We start from the raw sequence: 18328 nt of genomic DNA, 5'->3' as shown, positions 1-18328 counted from the left end.
TTCAAGGAAGTTGCAGCGTTTTCCGACGCTTCTCGCCGAGACCTTGCGGCTTCGCGAGGCAAGGAAACGCTGCCTCACTGCTGGAGCTTCCCAAAAATGCGCATAGCCGTCCTCGCCGATATCCACGGCAACGTCCTCGCTTTCGAGGCCGTGCTCGACGATCTGGCGCGGCGCGGCGGTATCGATCTTACCGTCAATCTCGGCGACAGCGTTTCGGGGCCGCTCTGGCCGCGCGAAACCATGGAACGGCTGGAAGCGCTCAACCTGCCGACGGTGCGCGGCAACCATGACCGCCGCGTCGCCGTCGATCCCCCTGACGAGACCATGTGGGCGTCCGACGTTTATGCGCAGGAGCGGCTGACGCAGGCGCAGCGCGACGTGCTGTTCGGGCAGCCGCTGACCCTGGAGATCGCGCCCGGCATCATTGCCTTCCATGCCCGGCCCGACCATGACGAGAAATATCTGCTCGACGCGGTCGTCGAGGGTCGGCTGGTGCGCGCCTCGCTGGCCACGATCCGGCGCCGGCTGGGCGGGTTCGACCCGAAATACCGCATTGCGCTCTGCGGCCACAGCCACCGCGCGGAGTTGATCCGCATTCCCGACGGCCCCGTCATCTTCAATCCGGGCAGCATCGGCTGCCCCGCCTATGACGACGACACGCCGCCGGCGCATGTCTCCGAACAGGGCTCGCCCCACGCCCGCTACGGTATCGTCACCCTGGGCGGCGCCGGGCAGCCGGACCGCTTCGAGATGATCGCGGTCGCTTACGACCATGAGGCGGCGGCGCGTCAGGCCGAACAGGCGGGACGCCCGGAATGGGCGCACGGGCTAAGGACGGGGTTCATGCCAGGCTAAAGCCTAGGCTTCATGCCAGGCTGAACCCCTTGGTCGTGCCGGGCTGAAGCGTTGGCTTCATGCCCAGGCTGAACCGCTTGGGTCATGCCCGGGCTGAACGCCATCACATGGTCGGAAGGTCCGACCATCTCGGTTGTAGACACGGCGCCGCACCCTCGCTTATAAAACCGGCTTCGCGCGCGGCAGCGTTTTTTGGGTCTGGCGGTGCCTTTGGTAATGCAATCTATCGCCCACGGCCAAGTGATGAGGCGCCGAATTCCGTTCCGCAAAGCGCTCTACGCACTCATTGCCGCGCCGTCGCTGCTGACGGCGCTGGCGGCGCATGCCGAGGAGGCACCCTTCATCTCCGTCGTCACCGGGCTTGCCCCCGACGACCTGCTCAATGTCCGCGCCAAGCCATCGCCGATCGGCAAGACCGAGGCGCGCCTGGCCGCCGGTGCGAGCGTCAGGAACCTCGGCTGCAACGACATTGACGGCCGCCCCTGGTGCAAGGTCGAGTCGGACAATCCCAAGGCAACCGGCTGGGCCCCGGCGCGCTATCTCGTTCCCGTCAATCCCGCGACGATACCCGACCAGGCCGCCGATGCGCCCGCTGCCATTGCCGCAGCGCCTCCCGTCGAGGGAGCGGCGCCGGCCGCCCAGCCCGCGCAGCCTGTCGAGGCGGCCGCGACGCCTCAGTCACCTCCAACCGAGGCACCGCCAGCCGATGCACCCCCGCCCGACCTGACCGCGCGGCTGGGCGGCATCGTCCATCCGGTCACTCCCGAGGCGCCTGTCAAATCCGCCGCCGCCACGGCCATGCAGGATGCCTATGGCCTGGCGCTGGCTGCCACGGAAACGCCGACGACCGCGGAGAGCACGCCACCCACCGCCACGGTGGAGCCACAGGACGACGCCAAGGCATCGCCAGACGCCGCTGCCCCTCAAGGCGATGCCGGCACGGCGGCGGCCGGGGACAATGCCTCGGCGGGGTCGATCCCGGTGCCCACGCCGCGCCCTGGACCGGCAGGTGCCGGCCCGGGACCGGCAGGAGCCGTGCCGCCCGCCGTCGACACGCAGACCGTCGCGGAACTGCCGCCGCCGCCCACGGCCCTCGCCACCGGCGACTCCGTCGAAATCCCCTGCGCCCGCTATGTCGGTCAGCCGATGACGCGCTGCGCGGCGACCATCGTGCACAAGGGCACGGACAAGGCCGACATCACCGTGACCTGGCCCGATGGCGGCACGCGTATCATCTCCTTCCAGGCCGGCATGCCCGCCGGCTCCAACGCCCGTGGCGATTTCCGCTTCACTAGGGAAGGCAGCCTCAACATGATCCGGGTTGGCGTATCGGAGCGCTTCGAGATCACCGATACGGTGGCGTTCGGGGATTAGGGGAATAAGGCGGTAGCAGTAAGGCAGTAAGTGAGGCCGGGACGCGCTCCCCTACTCCCTACTCCCTACTCCCCTATCCCTTCATTTTCGGGGTTACATCCGCCAAAACTCTTCCCTATAAGGCCCTCCTAGCCTGATACCAGAATCGCGAGCACAACCGGCCGGGTCTTCCCGTCCCGGTTTTTTGTGCAAGCCGCCCGCCGAACGGAATTGTCGCCATGCCAAGACGCACTGACATCAAGTCGATCCTGATCATCGGGGCCGGCCCCATCGTCATCGGCCAGGCCTGCGAGTTCGACTATTCCGGCACCCAGGCCTGCAAGGCGCTGAAGGAGGAAGGCTTCCGCGTCATCCTCGTCAATTCCAACCCGGCCACCATCATGACCGACCCGGAACTGGCCGACGCCACCTATATCGAGCCGATCACCCCCGAAGTCGTGGCCAAGATCATCGCCAAGGAGCGGCCCGACGCGCTGCTGCCGACCATGGGCGGCCAGACGGCGCTCAATACCGCTCTGTCGCTGCGCCGCATGGGCGTGCTCGAACGTTACAATGTCGAGATGATCGGCGCCGACGCGCAGGCCATCGACAAGGCCGAGGACCGGGCACTGTTTCGCGAGGCGATGAAGACGATCGGGCTGGAAACCCCGAAGTCGATGCTGGCCAACGCCACCGACGTCAAGAACGCCGACCGCAAGACGCATGAGGCCGAGCGCGCCGCGCTGAAGGCCGAGAAGCCCGACAATCTCGACGCCGCGCTCGATGCGCTGGAAACCCGCTGGAACCTCGGCGAAGGCGACCGCAAGCAGCGCTACATCAGCCATGGCATGGCGATCGCCGCGCAGGCGCTCGACCATGTCGGCCTGCCCGCCATCATCCGCCCGTCCTTCACCATGGGCGGCACCGGCGGCGGCATCGCCTACAACAGGGCCGAATTCTACGACATCGTCCAGTCCGGCCTCGACGCCTCGCCGACCACCGAAGTGCTGATCGAGGAAAGCGTGCTCGGCTGGAAGGAGTATGAGATGGAGGTCGTCCGCGACAGAGCGGACAATTGCATCATCGTCTGCTCGATCGAGAACATCGACCCGATGGGCGTGCACACGGGCGATTCCATCACCGTCGCCCCGGCGCTGACCTTGACCGACAAGGAATACCAGATGATGCGCAACGCCTCGATCGCGGTGCTGCGCGAGATCGGCGTCGAGACCGGCGGCTCCAACGTGCAGTTCGCCGTCAACCCGGCCGATGGCCGCCTCGTCGTCATCGAGATGAACCCGCGCGTCTCGCGCTCCTCGGCGCTGGCCTCCAAGGCGACCGGTTTCCCGATCGCCAAGATCGCCGCCAAGCTCGCCGTCGGCTACACGCTGGACGAGCTGGAGAACGACATCACCGGCGGCGCCACGCCCGCCTCGTTCGAGCCGTCGATCGATTATGTGGTGACGAAGATCCCGCGCTTTGCCTTCGAAAAGTTTCCCGGCGCCGAGCCGGTGCTGACGACAGCCATGAAGTCGGTCGGCGAAGTCATGGCCATCGGCCGCACTTTTCAGGAATCGCTGCAGAAGGCTTTGCGCGGGCTCGAAACCGGCCTCACCGGCCTCGACGAGATCGAAATCCCCGGCCTCGGCGCCACAAACAGCGCCGACGACCGCAACGCCATCCGCGCCGCGCTCGGCACCCCGACGCCCGACCGGCTGCGCATGGTGGCGCAGGCGATCCGCATGGGCACCTCGCTGGAAGACGTGCACGCCATGTGCAAGATCGACCCGTGGTTCCTCGAACAGATCGCGGGCATTCTGGCCATGGAAGCCCGCATCCGCGAGCACGGCATTCCCCAGGACGCCGTCAACCTGCGCATGCTCAAGGCCATGGGCTTCTCCGACGCCCGCCTCGCGTCGCTGACGAAGACCGACGCCGAAGTGATTCAAAGGATTCGCGAAAAGCTCGACGTTCATCCGGTTTACAAGCGCATCGACACCTGCGCCGCCGAGTTCGCCTCGCCGACAGCCTACATGTACTCGACCTACGAAGTGCCCTTCGCCGGCGCGCTCGCCAACGAGGCACAGGTTTCGTCGCGCAAGAAGGTCGTCATCCTCGGCGGCGGCCCGAACCGCATCGGCCAGGGCATCGAGTTCGACTATTGCTGCTGCCACGCGGCGTTTGCGCTGCGCGACGCCGGTTATGAAGCGATCATGATCAACTGCAACCCGGAGACGGTTTCGACCGACTACGACACTTCGGACCGGCTCTATTTCGAGCCCCTGACGGCGGAGGACGTGCTGGAGATCCTGCGCGCCGAGCAGGCCTCGGGCGAACTGGTCGGCGTCATCGTCCAGTTCGGCGGCCAGACGCCGCTGAAGCTGGCCGACGCGCTGGAGAAGGCCGGCATACCGATCCTCGGCACCTCGCCCGACATGATCGACCTCGCCGAAGACCGCGACCGCTTCCAGAAGCTGCTGCACAAGCTCAACCTCAGCCAGCCGAAGAACGGCATCGCCTATTCGGTCGAGCAGGCCCGCCTCGTCGCCGGCGAACTCGGTTTCCCCCTGGTGGTGCGCCCGTCCTATGTGCTCGGCGGCCGCGCCATGCAGATCATCCATGACGAGGGCATGCTGCAGAGCTATCTGCTCGACACCGTGCCCGGCCTGGTGCCGGAGGACATCAAGCAGAAATACCCCAACGACAAGACCGGCCAGATCAACACGCTGCTCGGCAAGAACCCGCTGCTGTTCGACACCTATCTGTCCGGCGCCATCGAGGTCGATGTCGATTGCCTCTGCGACGGCAAGGCGACCTTCGTCTCCGGCATTCTGGAACATATCGAGGAAGCCGGCATCCATTCGGGGGACTCGGCCTGCTCGCTGCCAGTACACTCGCTGCCTTCGGAACTGGTCGACGAGCTGGAGCGCCAGACGGCGGCGCTGGCCCGCGCACTCAATGTCGGCGGGCTGATGAACGTGCAATATGCGATCAAGGACGGCACGGTCTATGTGCTGGAGGTCAACCCGCGCGCGTCCCGCACCGTGCCCTTCGTCGCCAAGACCATCGGGCGTCCCATCGCCAAAATCGCCGCCCGCATCATGGCCGGCGAGACGCTGGAAGACGCCTTCGCCCATTACGGCGCCATGCCCGACCCCAGAAATCCCGGCCACATCGCGGTCAAGGAAGCCGTCTTCCCCTTCGCCCGCTTCCCCGGCGTCGACATCCTGCTCGGCCCGGAAATGCGCTCGACCGGCGAGGTCATGGGCCTCGACCGCGATTTCGCGCTGGCCTTCGCCAAGAGCCAGCTCGGCGCCGGCGTCGACCTGCCCCGCTCCGGCACGCTGTTCGTCTCGGTGCGCGACGAAGACAAGAAAGGCATATTGCCGGCAGTCAAGCGCCTCGCCGGCCTCGGCTTCAAGGTGCTGGCCACCTCGGGCACGCAACGCTTCCTCGCCGAAAACGGCGTGGTGGCCGAGAAAATCAACAAGGTCCTGGAAGGACGCCCCCACATCGAAGACGCGATCCGCAACCGCCAGGTCCAGATCGTGTTCAACACCACGGACGGCCAGAAGGCGGTGTCGGACTCGAAGTCGCTGCGGCGGGCCACGCTGATGCAGAAGGTGCCGTATTATACGACGCTGTCGGGGGCGGCTGCGGTGGCCGAAGCGATCGCGGCGCTGAAGGCGGGGAGTTTGGAGGTTCGGCCGTTGCAGGAGTATTTTGGGTGAAACCCGTAACTTGCCAGTCAGAGACTTTACTCCCGAACGGGAGCAATCTGTAGGGCTCACGACCGACTGAAAAGTGCGGAACCTCCATTTACAAAAGCAGTGCCAAGGTCATAACTAAGGTGGGGTTGAATTTGAAGCAACAATTCTAAGGGTGGGAAAAATCGTGTCGGATGCATTTGGTGAAGGGGTGAATGACGGAGTATCTAAATCAATAGCACAATTGGTTGAGAAGACCTTCTTAGGGATAATGCAGAACTCAAAGGAAGGTGTTAGCTTTCTTTCAGCTAGATACTCGGTGGGATTTGAAAAATATATAGCAACAAAACTTCATATATGCTCAAACGTAAAGACTCTGATTTCAACAAATCATCCAGTTTCACTGGAAAAAGCCTACGAGCCGACTAACTTAGTCGGGCAAAATAATATAATAGTTGGCATTGACAAATATATCTCCGACTTTGGAAAAAGATCCAAACATTCTGTTATTACAGCCACCTTAGGGGCTGGAAAATCGTTTACGATGAAACATATATATAGCACCTGGGCGAAGGACTCATCGCTAAAGAAGGTGCCGATATTCATAGAGCTTAGATATATAAACTTTCAAGAACAAAATATAGTTTCGTATATAACTCAGCAATTAATTCCGTTCAACCACTTTGTAACAGAACGCTCGGTGCAGGCCGCCCTAAAAAGTGGCGCCTTTGCGCTGGTGATGGACGGATTCGATGAAATCGCCACGCGGAACCGGGCGACGGCAGAGAAACAAATATTACGAATAGCGCAGGACTACCCCGAAACCTTTATCGTTTTGTCTTCCAGGCCAGACATAAATCGCTTCCTCGGTTGGAATACATTTTCAGAATACAGCGTCTCTCCTCTCTCTATAGATCAAGTAGAAAGTATGATAGAGAGAATAGACTACGATGTGCAGGACAAGGCATCTTTTCTGAAGATGATAAAAGGTGGGCTTTACAAATCCCATGAGAAACTTTTGTCCAATCCTCTTCTGGCATCGATGATGCTTCTGACGTTTCGTGAGTTTCAGGACATCCCATCTAAGATGCACGTGTTTTACGGCACAGCCTTCGATGTGCTTTTCCGAAAGCATGACACCACAAAAGCGGAGTATCATAGAGAATTTGCTACCGGGCTTGACCTTGATGACTTCAAACGAATTTTCATGACGTTTTGTTTCACGAGCTACGTTGACAAAAAATACAGCTTTGATGAGTCATCCCTAAGGAGGTATTCGGAAAAGGCCATCCAATACGAGGATTCAAATCTAAAATACTTGGATTTTCAGCATGATATCCTAAAGAATATATGCATAATGCACCAGGAAGGGGAAACAATTTCATTCATACATCGATCGTTCCAGGAATATTTTACTGCTCTTTTCTTGTCAAAAAGAAGCATTCCAGAATCATACGAATTTATCGATTTTATTGTGAAAGAGTCTTCTGATGTTAACGAATGTATACAAATGTTCATTGACATCGATAGTGAGGAATTTGAACGGAAGTACCTTATTCAACGTCTGAGCGCCCTTGATGAAGCGATCGATGGCGCCAAGAGTATAAAGGCCATGGCAGAGATACTGGCGCCGTATTATGTTGTAGGCAAGATTGCAGATAGCGACGGCGACGGCGAACAAGAAGAGCCCTACGTCATAGTCCCATGGGCTAGATTTTCGAAGCAGGCACCGGTGATTGAATGCAACTATAAGCTTATTCAACAATTGACTCAGCACTACCAAGTCGATCTATTTAACGTTTATATCCACGGGGATGCAGAATGGTGGAAAACTCTTCCGAAGAGTATAATTGACGAATCACGGATTTCGTTGTTAGAATCTACAAAAATATCAGCTTCTCTTGCAAAGAAAGCTGGGATTGTTGGGTACGTGAATAACTTGGCAAAAGTTATAAAGAGACTTATCAAAGAATTGAATGATAAGCACGAGAGAAAGAGGAAGCTACTTTCTAATTCTCTAAAGAAGTAAGAAGAGATTCTTGCCTGTTTCTCCGGAGTTATTTCGCGAGACCATCGCCATAGGCGATGGTCTCGCATGGCAAGCTGGCGCTTGGCGTTGCCGAGATGCACTAGATCATCGACAGGGACGGCAAGACCCGGCTCTATTGAAGCGAGTGGTCACCCCACCGCCACACACTCAATCTCGATATCAAACTCCATAGGCCAGGACGCAACCGGCACGAAACTGCGCGCCGGCGGGTTTACGTTGAAATACCGGGCATACACCCTGTTTATCGCGTTGTAGAAGCCGGAATTGACGGCGTAGATGCGCACCATCACCACGTTTTCCAGCGAGGTGCCGGCCGCTTCCAGGCAGTGTTTCAGCGCCTTCAGCGACGCGTCTGTCTGCGTTTCGATGTCGCCGCGCACCATCTCGCCGGTCACCATGTCGACCGGCGGCGTCGCCGAGATGAACACGAAGCCGTTGGCCCTCACCGCCGTCGAACAGGGCAGGCCGAGTGAGCGCACCTTGTCCGACATGACAGGTACTTCGATGACTTGTTTTTTCATGAGTGTGCTCCCTGGGGTTGGCAAGATTAGCGCCAGGCCCCCTCACCCAGCCTCCGCTTCGCTCGGCTGACCGTTCGGGGCGAGCCGCGTGTCTCGCCCGTCCTTCGGACCCCCGAGGGGAGAGGAGATTACGAGCGCCAACGCCAAGCTCTTCTCCCCAGCGGGGAGAAGGTGGACGCGAAGCGGCCGGATGAGGGGGCTGGCGCCAACCTCTAATTGCCGGGAGCTTATCCCGACGCTGGCGAAACACCAGCGCCGAACCATGATCCAGCCCTCACCCCTGCCCCGGATACGGCGTGCCGTCCTTGTGCAAAAACCGCCCGTCGGAGTTCGGGCTCATCATGTCGATGTCGGAGCAAGTGATGACATCGTCCATGTTGCGCGAGCCGACCTCGAGGTAGAGCGCCGTCACCGATGACCGGTTGATCATGTGATGGCCGTTGCCGCTGTTCTTGGCGAAGGCAGCACTATCGCCAGCCTTGAGCAGCGTCTCGCCGCCATCCTCGACCAGCACCAGTTCGCCTTCCAGCACATGGACGAGTTCGTCCTCATGGCTATGCCAGTGGCGCTGGCTCGACCAGCCGCCTGGCGGCAGCGTCATCAGGTTGACGCCGAAATCGCTGAGCCCGCCGGCATCGCCGAGACGCCGGCGCGTACGGGTGGCGCACGGGGCGTCGAAGGGCGCGGGGTAGCCGGAGCCCTGGCGGACGGGCACGGCGGAGAGGTCGATCTTGGGCATGGGGTGCTCCATGGGTGATGGGGGCAGTGTAGGTGATGGCGGGTGGAGGCACAGGGCCAGGTTGGGTGTGGGGGTTGCCATGGGGCGAGAGATATCGGACGTAGCGCTCTACGGCGCCCCCCTCTGTCCTGCCGGACATCTCCCCCTCTTGGGGGGAGATCGGCTGTCATCGCGGCCTTCGCCAGTTTTCAACGCTGCAGGAAAGGAGCCGGCGCCCAGGCTGCCAATCTCCCCACTTGAGGGGGAGATGTCCGGCAGGACAGAGGGGGGCGCCGTAGAGCGCTATCCTTGATCCGTCCTGACCGTCGAATCCCTAATGCACCGCCGCCACGTCCCTCAGATGCATCTCGTGCATCTTCAGCGTCTCCAGCGTCTTCTTGGCGAACTCCTTCAGCGCCGGGTCGTCGCCGGAGCGGGCGTAGGTGGAAAACATCGCCACCGCCTGCTTGTGCGCCTGCGTCTGCAAGGTGATGTATTTGGCCTGGAAGGCTTCGCCGTCCAGCGCCTCGAGCTGGTCGAGCATCGCCTGGTCCTTCGGCAGCAGCGGCGGGCCTTCGGGCTTGATGGATGCCGTGGTCTGGCTCTTTTCCAGCGCCGCCTTGAAATCCTGGCCGGCCTTGGTGTGGTCCTTGACCATCAGTTCGGCGAAATCCCCAACATCGGCGGCGACGCCCTTCTTCAGCGCCAGCTTGCTGCTTTCGATCTCGAAGCGGTTGGCGCTGACCAGCGTCTTGGTGAAGGTGTCGGTGTCGACCTTGTTCTCCGACACCGCCGGCAAGGTGCTGGCCGCCTGCTGGGCAAAGGCTGAAGGCGTTCCGGCCAGAAGGGCCAGCATGGCAATGGCGAGATGCGGTTTCATCGAAACGCTCCGTGAAGGTGGTCCTCGCAGACCCAACGCGGCAGATGCGGTGAGGTTGCCAGCCGCGTCCCTTCTCCTCTCCCTACGGGCGACGAGGCCCCAGCAGAAAGGCTGTCATCACTGCGCTGACGCACGCCACCGCCAACAACGCCACGGAGCCCGAAGAGCTGGGTCTTTGGCGGATTGGAACGAGGTTTTCCGGCGCCGGAGCATTTTGAACCAACCCGTCCAGGTCGGATCGGCTCCCCCGTCTAACGGAATAGGCGCGGGTCAGCTCCGCACCGAGCAGAAAGATTTCCGATGAATAATAGACCCAGAGCAGTATGACGAGCAGCCCCCCGGCCGCGCCGTAGGATGACGCGATCGCGCTGGTGCCGATATACCAACCGATAAGCGATTTCCCCAATGTGAACAGGGCGGCGGTCACGACGGCGCCAATCCCGACATCCCGCCATTGCAAGGCACGGTCCGGCAGCACCTTGTAGATCGCGGCGAACATCACCGAGATCAGGCAAAAGGAAATCAGGGTGTTGATCGCGCTCAGAACGAATGCGCCGAACGGCAGATGAGCGCTGATCACGGTGCCCAAAGCAGAGATCGCCGCGCTCGCCACCAGGGATACCAGCAGCATAAAGCCGAGGGCGGCGACCAGGCCGAGACTGGCCGCACGCGCGCGCAAGAGACGTGACAGCGAACTTCCCTTGGCTTCAACCTTCCATATCGCATTCAGGGCCTGCTGCATTTCGCCAAACACCGCGGAGGCGGTGACGAGCAAAGTGGCGACGCCGATGAGCGCCGCCAGGGTCCCCGATGATCTGCTGGACGCCCCTTGGAGCGCTGTCTGAAGGAGCGCAGCGCTTTCCGAACCCATCAACCCCGATATCTGGGCGGACAAAGCCAACTGCGCCGCGTCGTGACCAAATGCGATGCCGGCGATCGCCACGACGATGATCAGAACCGGGGCCAGCGACGTGGCGGCATAGAACGCCATTGCCGCGCCATGACTGAGGGCATTGTCGTTGACAAAGCCAACCACGCTTTCTCGCACCAGGTCCCATACGTCTTTAAGTGTGGGTCGCACTTCGATTCCGTGAAAGGTGGCGAATCTGTGAAAGGGGCCGCAAACCGGTCTCCTATCAATGCGGCGGATCATCCGATGTTCCGGCCGGCTTGAGCGAGAGTTTCAGCAAGAGCGCGCCTGCCTCAATGACAGCAGGCCTCGCCATATTGCAGCTGCTCGCGCCAGTCCGGCCGGCCCTGCGGCGTGAAATCCATCAGGTTCCACAGGATCTCGCAGGTGCCGATGGCGCGCGGGTCCTGGCCGGGATCGCTCGGCGCGAAGCCGAGCTCCGACGACCAGAAATGCCTGATGCCGTCGCTATCCCTGTGAAACACCGACAGCAGCGGGATCTGCGCGCCGTCGGCCGACTCGGCATTGTAGTCGCGCTTGAAGCTGTTGTTGGCCGACGACACCAGCCGCATGTTGCGCCAGCCCTTGTCGCGGCCGAGCGTGACCAGGTTTTCCAGCGCCGTCTTGGCCACGACGGCGAAGTTGAAGCCGGCGGCTTCGAGGTGGCCGACCGCGCCGTCGAACTGGTCGAGCAGCGCCGTGCAGGACGGGCATGGCTGGTCGGGCCGCGCGAGCTTCGCCGTGCCGCCGCTGGTCGCCACGTCGCGCGTCTCCTGCGGGTGGCGCGGAAACATCATGTTGTAGAGGATCAGCGTGTCCTTGCCGGGCGCGAACAGCTCCGACAGTTTTATCCTCGCGGTCTTGCCCGCGATATCCAGCCCCTCGAACACGTAATCCTTCGGCACCAGCCCGCCCGGCGGCAGCGCCCGGCGCGCCTCGGCAACGGCTTCCATGGCGCGGCGCAGCTCGATTTCCTTCTTCAAGAGCTTTTCGCGCTGGGTGCGGTATTTGGCGGATTCGTTGGGAAAGGTGATCATGATCGGCTCCTTCAAGTCGTTGCCGGCGTCCCGGCAGGGTGCTCTACTCCCCAAGGACGCGACACGCCGGCCGGTTCCTACATTCGCGCATCGGAACCGTCCCGGCTTTGCGGCATTCCCTTCATCGGCTACAGCTTCCGGCACAGGGGGACGACATGAACGAGATCGACGAGATCGACCTGCGCTGCCCGCGAGCGGTGGCCGACAACGCCGCCAAGGGTTTGCGTCTGCGTAAACAATTCGGCCGTGGCGGCACCGAGATCGGCGTCGCGCGGGCGACCGAACTGAAGAACCGCGAGAAGCTGGCGCCGTCCACCATCCGCCGCATGGTCAGCTACTTTGCCCGCCACGAGGTCGACAAGCGCGGAAAGAACTACGGCAATGAGGACAATCCCTCGGCCGGATACATCGCCTGGCTCTTATGGGGCGGCGACGAGGGCCGCGCCTGGGCGCTGGAACTCAAGCAGAAGATCGGCAACGCGCCCGATATCTGAGCGCCCCCTTAGCCCTTTACCCCGCCGGCGGTGAGGCCGGAGACGATCTTGCGCTGGAAGATCAGCACCAGCACCACCAGCGGCACCGTGACGATCACCGAGGCGGCCATGATGTTGCCCCAGGGGATTTCGAACTGCGAATTGCCGGAGAGCAGCGCGATCGCCACCGGCACGGTCCGCCGCGCGTCGTTGGAGGTAAAGGTCAGCGCGAACAGGAACTCGTTCCAGGCGCCGATGAAGGCCAGCAGTCCCGTGGTCGCCAGCGCCGGCCACATCAGCGGCAGGAAGATGCGCGTGATGATGATCCACGGCGTCGCGCCGTCGAGGATCGCCGCCTCCTCGACCTCGACCGGCAGGTCGCGGACAAAGGCGGTGAGCACCCAGACGGTGAACGGCAAGGTGAAGATCATGTAGGAGAAGATCAGCGCGACGAGCGAATTGTAGAGGCCGAACAGCCGCACCAGTTCGAACAACCCGGCCAGCACCGCCACCTGCGGGAACATCGAGACCGACAGGATGGCGAACAGCAATGCCGAGCGGCCGCGAAAACGGATACGCGCCAGTGCGTAGGCGGCAGTGACGCCGAGGAACAGCGAGAGCGCCACCACCGCGCCCGAGACGATCAGCGAGTTCAGGAGGTTGCGCAGGAAAGCGCCCTCGGCCAGCACATTGCGATAATTGTCGAGGCTTGGCGCTTTCGGCCATGGACCGGCTTGGAACAGCTCGGTCCCCGATTTCAGGCTGGTGACGATGGCATAGTAGAACGGGAACACCGCGATGAGCACGATCGCCCCGACCAGAAGATAGAACGCCGTGCGCTTCAGGAGCCACATCTCAGCGGCCTCCTTCCAGGCTTATCCGGCCGATGCGGATGGTTAGGATGGTGAGCAGAGCAAGGATGAGGAAGAGCAGCGTCGAGGCGGCCGAGCCATAGGCGAACTTGTCGAACTCGAACAGGTTCTCGCGGGCGAACACCGACATCGACTTGGTGTGCGCATTGTTGGGCGTCAGCACATAGATCAGGTCGAAGATACGCAGCGCGTCGAGCGCCCGGAAGATCACCGCCACCATCACCGCCGGGCGGATCAGCGGCAAGGTCACCCGCCAGAAGATCTGCCAGGGATTGGCGCCGTCCAGCCTGGCGACCTCGATGATTTCGCGCGGCAGCATCTGCAGCGCGGCCAGGATGAGCAGCGCCATGAAGGGCGTCGTCTTCCAGATGTCGACGATCAGCACCGCCGTCATCGCCGTGTCGGCGCTGGCGGTCCAGGCGATCTTGGTGTCGATCAGCCCCAGATTGATCAGCACGACATTGATGATGCCGAACTGGTCGTTGAGCATCCACTGCCACATCTTCGCCGAGACGATGGTCGGGATCGCCCAGGGGATGAGGATCGCCGCCCTGACGATGCCGCGGCCGGGGAATTCGGCGTTGAGCACTAGGGCGACGACCATGCCGAGGATCGTCTCGCAGGTCACCGAAACCACCGCGAAGCGCAGCGTGTTCCACACGGCGCCCCACCAGGCCGGGTCGAGAAGCAGCCCGTCGTAAATGACCCTGCCGCTTGGCATGCGCAGAACCGAGACATAATTGGCGAGGCCGACCCATTGGCGGGCGTCGAGATCGGACAGCGAGGCGTCGGTGAAGCTGAAATAGACCGTGCGCGCAAGCGGCCAGCCGGCAGCCGCGGCGAGCACCAGAAGCATCGGTGCCAGGAACAGCCATGCCGAGCGCACACGCTGGCGCGTCAGCCGCGAGCCTTGGCGCCGGTCGGCGGCACCGGCCGGTTGCGCGCTCACCAGCCCTTGCCCTTCAACCGGGTCAGCGTCGCCTCGAGGTCAGCCAGATTGTCGGCGGCGCTGCCTTCGCCGGACAAGGTCTTGTGGACGGCGTTCCAGAACTGGCTCGACGCCTCATTGTACTTGTTCCTGGTCACCGCCGAGGGCCGCGGCCCGGCATTGAGGAACACCGCTTTCCAATGTGGAATGATCGGCTGCTGGCTGGCGATATCGGCATCGTCATAGAGCGCGGGGATGGTCGGCAGGTTGGCGGTCTTCAGCGTGCGGTATTTCTGCATTGCCGGCGAGGCGATGAACTTGACCAGTTCGATCGCCGCCTCCATGTGCCTGGAATATTTCGAGACCGCGAGGTTCCAGCCGCCCAGCGTCGCCGCCGGCCGGGCGCCCTTGCCCGTGCCCGCCGGCAGCGGCGCGACGTCGAACTTGCCCTTGATCGGCGACCCCTGGCTGTTGCCCAGCGCATAGGCATAGGGCCAGTTGCGCATGAACACCGCATTGCCGGTCTGCCAGACGCCGCGCGCCTCCTCTTCCTGATAGGCGAGCACGCCCGGCGGCGCGATGGTACCGATCCAGCCCCTGGCCATGTCGAGCGCCGCCGCCGCCCGGGCGTTGTTGATGGAAATCGCGCCGTCCGGCTCGACGATCTGGCCGCCGCCATTCGACACCACCCATTCGAACGCGTCGCAGGTCAGCCCCTCATAGGCATTGCCCTGGAAGACGAAGCCCCAGATACCCCGGTTGCCCGAGGCCCGCTCCTTGTCCATCACCAGCCTGGCGGTGTCGCCCAGCTCCTTCCAGCTGGCCGGCACCTTGGCGCCGTATTTGTCGAGCAGATCCTTGCGGTAATAGAGCGCCGGCGCATCGGTGAAGATCGGCAACGCCACCAGCCTGCCGTCGACGGTCTGCGACTGGATGATCGACGCGAAATGCTGGCCCACGACATCCCTGGTCGCTTCGGTCAGGTCGACGAACTGGCGGGCCAGCTGCGGCGCCCAGATGACATCGGTCTGGTAGACGTCGACGTCGCTGTTGCCCGCCGCGAGCCACAGCCTGTACTGGCCGAACTGGTCGGTTCCCGACGATGGCATGGCGACGATGGTGACCTTGTCGCCGCTCTCCTTCTCGTAGCGGTCGAGGATCTCGCGCAGCACCTTGAGGCCGTTGCCGGTGTCGCCCGACACGATCGACAGCTCGACCGCCCGCGCCGGACCCGCCGCGAGGACGGCAGCGACGCTCAACGCCAGCAATGCGTGGAAAAGCCTCATCGCGGTGGATCTCCCTTGGCGGCCGGCGGCGCAGAGCACCGGCAGCCGGTCGGACCCCACCGTTCATTGAATGCAAAGCAGCGCTTTGGGTTCCCCAACCGGCCGTCGCCGGTGACGGCCAGGATCAACGCCGCCCGTCAGCCTTCCCAGGCGACGGGCCGCATGCCCAGCCGCTCGTAGAGCCGCACGGCGGCGGCGTTCTCGAGCGTATTGGTCTTGAGGTCGACATGGGCGGCACCCCGGTCGCGAAAAATGGCGAAGGCGTGCCACATCAGCGCTTCGCCGACCCCCTTGCCCCGCGCCTCGGGATGGACGGCGAGGTCCTTGACGAAGGCCGAGCTCCAGCACAGTGCGGCCGCCGCCAGCCGGCCCTTGGCATCGATGACCAGGAAACACAGCTCCGGATCGAATTCGGGATCTTCTGAAATGCGCGGCCACCATTCGTCGAAGGGGCCGTCGGTGCCATCGTCGAACACTTCGCCCAGCAGCGCATGCAAAGGCACCGCGTCACCACGCTCGAAACCGCGCATGACAAAGCCGTCAGGCCAGTGCGGCGCAACCAGCGTCTCGTCGAGGATCTTGCGCAGCCGGATGTCGTTTGGAGCCGGCGGGCGCGGTTGCGGCATCGCGCTCAGGCGTCGGGCTGCAGGCGGTGCCGTTTGCGGTCGACACCGAGCCCGGTCGCCTCGAGCAGGCCCTTGCGCTTGGCGTCGAAATAATAACCGGTCTGGTAGAGCCAGTCGGCCTTCTTGGCGTTGCCGTCGGACACCAGCCAGGCGCCGCGCAGATATTTGACCGCGTATTTCAAATTGGTCTCGGCGTCGAACAGGCCCTTGGCTGGTCCGTCATAACCCATGCCGCGCGCGGTTGCGTGCTTGATCTGCATCAAGCCCCAATGGCCGTTGTTATAGGCCTTGGGATTGTAGGTGCTTTCGCGGTTGACGACATGGCGCACCAGATCCACCGGCACCTGATAGAGGGCGGCGTATTTGACGATCAGCCGGTCCACGTCGCCGCGCATGCCGGTGTGCTCTTCTCGCGCCGGGGCGGCCGGATCAACCGGCACGGACGGGAACTGCACCAGCGCGGCCGGGTTCTGCGGCACGACATAGGCCACTTGCTGCACGCCGGGCATTTTCTGGCCGCCGGCTGTCGCCGGCACGATGAGCCCGGCTGTCGTGTAGGTCTCGGCGGACTTGATCACTGGCAAGCCTGCCTTGATCACTGGCAAGCCTGCCTTGGCCGGCTGGCCGGCCTTGGCGGGCGCCGGCGCCTGCCAGGCGTTGGTGCCGACGACCATGATGGCGGGCACGGCCGGAGCCGCGGGCGTCGCGCCGGCAAAGGCCGCGGTCGCGGCGGCCGGCTGCGTGGCGGGCTCACCCTCGGAAATGACGGTCGGGCCGGGCGTCACTTCGGCGGTCTGGACCGGCGCAATGCCGGAGGATTGCGGCAGCACCGAAACCGTTTCCGGCAGCGGGATCGTGAAGCCCGCATCGCTGCCGGCAACGGTCGCTGTTTCGGTCAGGGACGGCGCGGCTTTCATCTGCGAGGTCGACGTGCAGCCGCTCATGCTGGCCGCCGCCACGATCACGCCAATCGCGATAAGGGTTTGTTTTGCTGGCAAGCCGCGCTCGAAGTCCGGTTTGTCGGGTCGTTAAGATTTCCCTTACACCAGCGATTCCTGGGTAGCAATCGGGGCCATCCGGTGGTTTTCGGGTGGCGGGAGGCAGGCAGCGATGCCATATTGTTCCTGATATGTACCGACGGAATGCCGGATTTCGCCGCTTTGCGGAAAGGAGCGCATCATGGAAACGACCACTTCGATCACAGCTGGCCACGCAGTGTTAGAAACAGTGATCGGCTTCATGGGCATCGCCTGGAGCGAAAAGGGCCTGATCCGGCTCTGCCTGCCCGAACGCAGCCGCGAAGCGGTGGAGCGGCGGCTGATGCGCCATGCCGGCGTTTCCGCCTCCACGGCACAGCCGCCATGGGTGGTCGAGCTGGTCGCCTCGATCAAGGCTTACGCCGCCGGCGAGGACGTCGATTTCACCGGCTTTCCCGTCGACCTCGACGGCGTCGACGATTTCCGCCTCGCCATCTACGACGCGGCCCGAAAACTCGGCTATGGCGAAACCACGACCTATGGCGAACTCGCCAAGCGTGCCGGCCATGCCGGCCTGCCGCGCGAAACGGGTGCCGCGCTGGGCGCCAATCCGGTGCCGCTGGTCATCCCGTGCCATCGCATCATGGCGGCAGGCGGCAAGATCGGCGGCTTCTCCGCGCCGGGCGGCTCGGTCACCAAGGAAAAGATGCTGGCCATGGAAGGCGTGCGCGTCGGCCCGCCGCCGCCAGCACAGGTTTCGTTCGGATTTTGATGTCAGCCGCGCTAACGGCGGTGGATGAAGCGATGCCTGAAATGCTCGTTGTCCGGCCGCTTGCAGTTGTAAACCGGACAGGACTTGGTGTCGGCGCTCGGCACATAGGCGCGCGTCCTCACCTCGCCCATGGTGCAGAATTGCTGGCTGTGCACATAGCGGTCGTAGAGCGGCAGCCCCGGCACCCGTTTCGACTGATAGCGCAGGATGACCGCACCTTGGCGCGCGATCGTCGACTGCACCTTGCCGCAGCTCATACCCGTCGGGTCGTAGCGCGAGATCGCCTGCGCCTGGGCGGCCACCAGCGTCAGGCAGGTGGCAAGAAGGATGGTTTTCATGGTCCTCTCCCCTCGACCCGCCGCC

At 62.8% G+C, this 18328-nt stretch carries 17 protein-coding genes; 6 read left to right on the top strand and 11 right to left on the bottom strand.

What is annotated here, in order from left to right:
- Nucleotides 1–96: 96 nt before the first annotated feature.
- From LB569_RS27525 to LB569_RS27510, 4 genes are all read left to right on the top strand, one after another.
- Entirely contained in the window at nt 97–855 is a 759-nt protein-coding gene (locus LB569_RS27525; RefSeq protein WP_224694843.1) for a metallophosphoesterase family protein, read from the top strand.
- Between the two features lie 243 nt (nt 856–1098).
- Entirely contained in the window at nt 1099–2229 is a 1131-nt protein-coding gene (locus tag LB569_RS27520) for an SH3 domain-containing protein (protein ID WP_224694842.1), read from the top strand.
- A 218-nt stretch (nt 2230–2447) separates the two neighbouring features.
- Complete coding sequence (gene carB, locus LB569_RS27515; RefSeq protein WP_224694841.1) at nt 2448–5939, top strand: carbamoyl-phosphate synthase large subunit; 3492 nt, start codon at nt 2448–2450, stop codon at nt 5937–5939.
- A 163-nt stretch (nt 5940–6102) separates the two neighbouring features.
- Complete coding sequence (locus tag LB569_RS27510) at nt 6103–7944, top strand: NACHT domain-containing protein (protein ID WP_224694840.1); 1842 nt, start codon at nt 6103–6105, stop codon at nt 7942–7944.
- Between the two features lie 149 nt (nt 7945–8093).
- Here LB569_RS27510 and LB569_RS27505 read toward each other — a convergent pair whose 3' ends face one another.
- From LB569_RS27505 to LB569_RS27485, 5 genes are all read right to left on the bottom strand, one after another.
- Nucleotides 8094–8486: a RidA family protein gene (locus LB569_RS27505; RefSeq protein WP_224694839.1), complete on the bottom strand. Its 393-nt coding sequence runs from the start codon at nt 8484–8486 to the stop codon at nt 8094–8096.
- A gap of 274 nt (nt 8487–8760) precedes the next feature.
- Entirely contained in the window at nt 8761–9225 is a 465-nt protein-coding gene (locus LB569_RS27500) for a cupin domain-containing protein (protein ID WP_224694838.1), read from the bottom strand.
- Nucleotides 9226–9538: 313 nt separating this feature from the next.
- On the bottom strand, nt 9539–10084 hold the full coding sequence (locus LB569_RS27495) for a DUF4142 domain-containing protein (protein ID WP_224542645.1): 546 nt from the start codon (nt 10082–10084) through the stop codon (nt 9539–9541).
- A gap of 82 nt (nt 10085–10166) precedes the next feature.
- Entirely contained in the window at nt 10167–11237 is a 1071-nt protein-coding gene (locus tag LB569_RS27490) for a YihY/virulence factor BrkB family protein (protein ID WP_263579812.1), read from the bottom strand.
- Nucleotides 11238–11287: 50 nt separating this feature from the next.
- Nucleotides 11288–12031: a DUF899 family protein gene (locus LB569_RS27485; RefSeq protein WP_224694837.1), complete on the bottom strand. Its 744-nt coding sequence runs from the start codon at nt 12029–12031 to the stop codon at nt 11288–11290.
- 155 nt (nt 12032–12186) lie between these two features.
- On the opposite strand from LB569_RS27485, the gene LB569_RS27480 reads away from it, so the two are divergent.
- Nucleotides 12187–12525, top strand: coding sequence for a hypothetical protein (locus LB569_RS27480; protein WP_224694836.1), 339 nt, complete (start codon nt 12187–12189; stop codon nt 12523–12525).
- An 8-nt stretch (nt 12526–12533) separates the two neighbouring features.
- Here the strand turns inward: LB569_RS27480 and LB569_RS27475 are convergent, their stop codons facing one another.
- The 5 genes from LB569_RS27475 to LB569_RS27455 all read right to left on the bottom strand — a co-directional run bounded on the left by LB569_RS27475 (nt 12534) and on the right by LB569_RS27455 (nt 17214).
- Nucleotides 12534–13358 (bottom strand): carbohydrate ABC transporter permease, encoded by an 825-nt coding sequence (locus LB569_RS27475; RefSeq protein ID WP_224694835.1) that lies wholly within the window; start codon nt 13356–13358, stop codon nt 12534–12536.
- 1 nt (nt 13359) lies between these two features.
- Nucleotides 13360–14325, bottom strand: a complete 966-nt coding sequence (locus LB569_RS27470; protein ID WP_411970258.1) for a carbohydrate ABC transporter permease — start codon at nt 14323–14325, stop codon at nt 13360–13362.
- Nucleotides 14322–15590: an ABC transporter substrate-binding protein gene (locus tag LB569_RS27465; RefSeq protein WP_224694834.1), complete on the bottom strand. Its 1269-nt coding sequence runs from the start codon at nt 15588–15590 to the stop codon at nt 14322–14324. Before LB569_RS27465 ends, LB569_RS27470 begins: the two co-directional genes overlap by 4 nt.
- A gap of 137 nt (nt 15591–15727) precedes the next feature.
- Complete coding sequence (locus tag LB569_RS27460) at nt 15728–16216, bottom strand: GNAT family N-acetyltransferase (RefSeq protein WP_224694833.1); 489 nt, start codon at nt 16214–16216, stop codon at nt 15728–15730.
- Nucleotides 16217–16221: 5 nt separating this feature from the next.
- Nucleotides 16222–17214, bottom strand: a complete 993-nt coding sequence (locus tag LB569_RS27455; RefSeq protein WP_224694832.1) for a lytic transglycosylase domain-containing protein — start codon at nt 17212–17214, stop codon at nt 16222–16224.
- 181 nt (nt 17215–17395) lie between these two features.
- Between LB569_RS27455 and LB569_RS27450 the strand changes: the two genes are divergently transcribed.
- Nucleotides 17396–17965, top strand: a complete 570-nt coding sequence (locus tag LB569_RS27450; protein ID WP_224694831.1) for a methylated-DNA--[protein]-cysteine S-methyltransferase — start codon at nt 17396–17398, stop codon at nt 17963–17965.
- Nucleotides 17966–17976: 11 nt separating this feature from the next.
- Here LB569_RS27450 and LB569_RS27445 read toward each other — a convergent pair whose 3' ends face one another.
- Nucleotides 17977–18303 carry a hypothetical protein gene (locus tag LB569_RS27445; RefSeq protein WP_224694830.1) on the bottom strand — a complete coding sequence of 109 codons (327 nt, stop codon included), beginning with the start codon at nt 18301–18303 and terminating at the stop codon, nt 17977–17979.
- Between the last annotated feature and the right edge of the window lie 25 nt (nt 18304–18328).

It is taken from the genome of Mesorhizobium sp. BH1-1-4, assembly GCF_020165665.1.
GTDB lineage: Bacteria > Pseudomonadota > Alphaproteobacteria > Rhizobiales > Rhizobiaceae > Mesorhizobium.
Note: the sequence above shows the minus strand (reverse complement) of the source record. Positions and strands in the feature narration are given on the sequence as shown.

Excerpts from the sequence above, each read along its gene's own strand:
- LB569_RS27525 (WP_224694843.1), top strand. The coding sequence starts at position 97 with ATGCGCATAGCCGTCCTCGCCGATATCCACGGCAACGTCCTCGCTTTC.
- LB569_RS27520 (WP_224694842.1), top strand. The coding sequence starts at position 1,099 with ATGAGGCGCCGAATTCCGTTCCGCAAAGCGCTCTACGCACTCATTGCC.
- carB (WP_224694841.1), top strand. The coding sequence starts at position 2,448 with ATGCCAAGACGCACTGACATCAAGTCGATCCTGATCATCGGGGCCGGC.
- LB569_RS27505 (WP_224694839.1), bottom strand. The coding sequence starts at position 8,486 with ATGAAAAAACAAGTCATCGAAGTACCTGTCATGTCGGACAAGGTGCGC.
- LB569_RS27500 (WP_224694838.1), bottom strand. The coding sequence starts at position 9,225 with ATGCCCAAGATCGACCTCTCCGCCGTGCCCGTCCGCCAGGGCTCCGGC.
- LB569_RS27495 (WP_224542645.1), bottom strand. The coding sequence starts at position 10,084 with ATGAAACCGCATCTCGCCATTGCCATGCTGGCCCTTCTGGCCGGAACG.
- LB569_RS27490 (WP_263579812.1), bottom strand. The coding sequence starts at position 11,237 with ATGATCCGCCGCATTGATAGGAGACCGGTTTGCGGCCCCTTTCACAGA.
- LB569_RS27485 (WP_224694837.1), bottom strand. The coding sequence starts at position 12,031 with ATGATCACCTTTCCCAACGAATCCGCCAAATACCGCACCCAGCGCGAA.
- LB569_RS27480 (WP_224694836.1), top strand. The coding sequence starts at position 12,187 with ATGAACGAGATCGACGAGATCGACCTGCGCTGCCCGCGAGCGGTGGCC.
- LB569_RS27475 (WP_224694835.1), bottom strand. The coding sequence starts at position 13,358 with ATGTGGCTCCTGAAGCGCACGGCGTTCTATCTTCTGGTCGGGGCGATC.
- LB569_RS27465 (WP_224694834.1), bottom strand. The coding sequence starts at position 15,590 with ATGAGGCTTTTCCACGCATTGCTGGCGTTGAGCGTCGCTGCCGTCCTC.
- LB569_RS27460 (WP_224694833.1), bottom strand. The coding sequence starts at position 16,216 with ATGCCGCAACCGCGCCCGCCGGCTCCAAACGACATCCGGCTGCGCAAG.
- LB569_RS27450 (WP_224694831.1), top strand. The coding sequence starts at position 17,396 with ATGGAAACGACCACTTCGATCACAGCTGGCCACGCAGTGTTAGAAACA.
- LB569_RS27445 (WP_224694830.1), bottom strand. The coding sequence starts at position 18,303 with ATGAAAACCATCCTTCTTGCCACCTGCCTGACGCTGGTGGCCGCCCAG.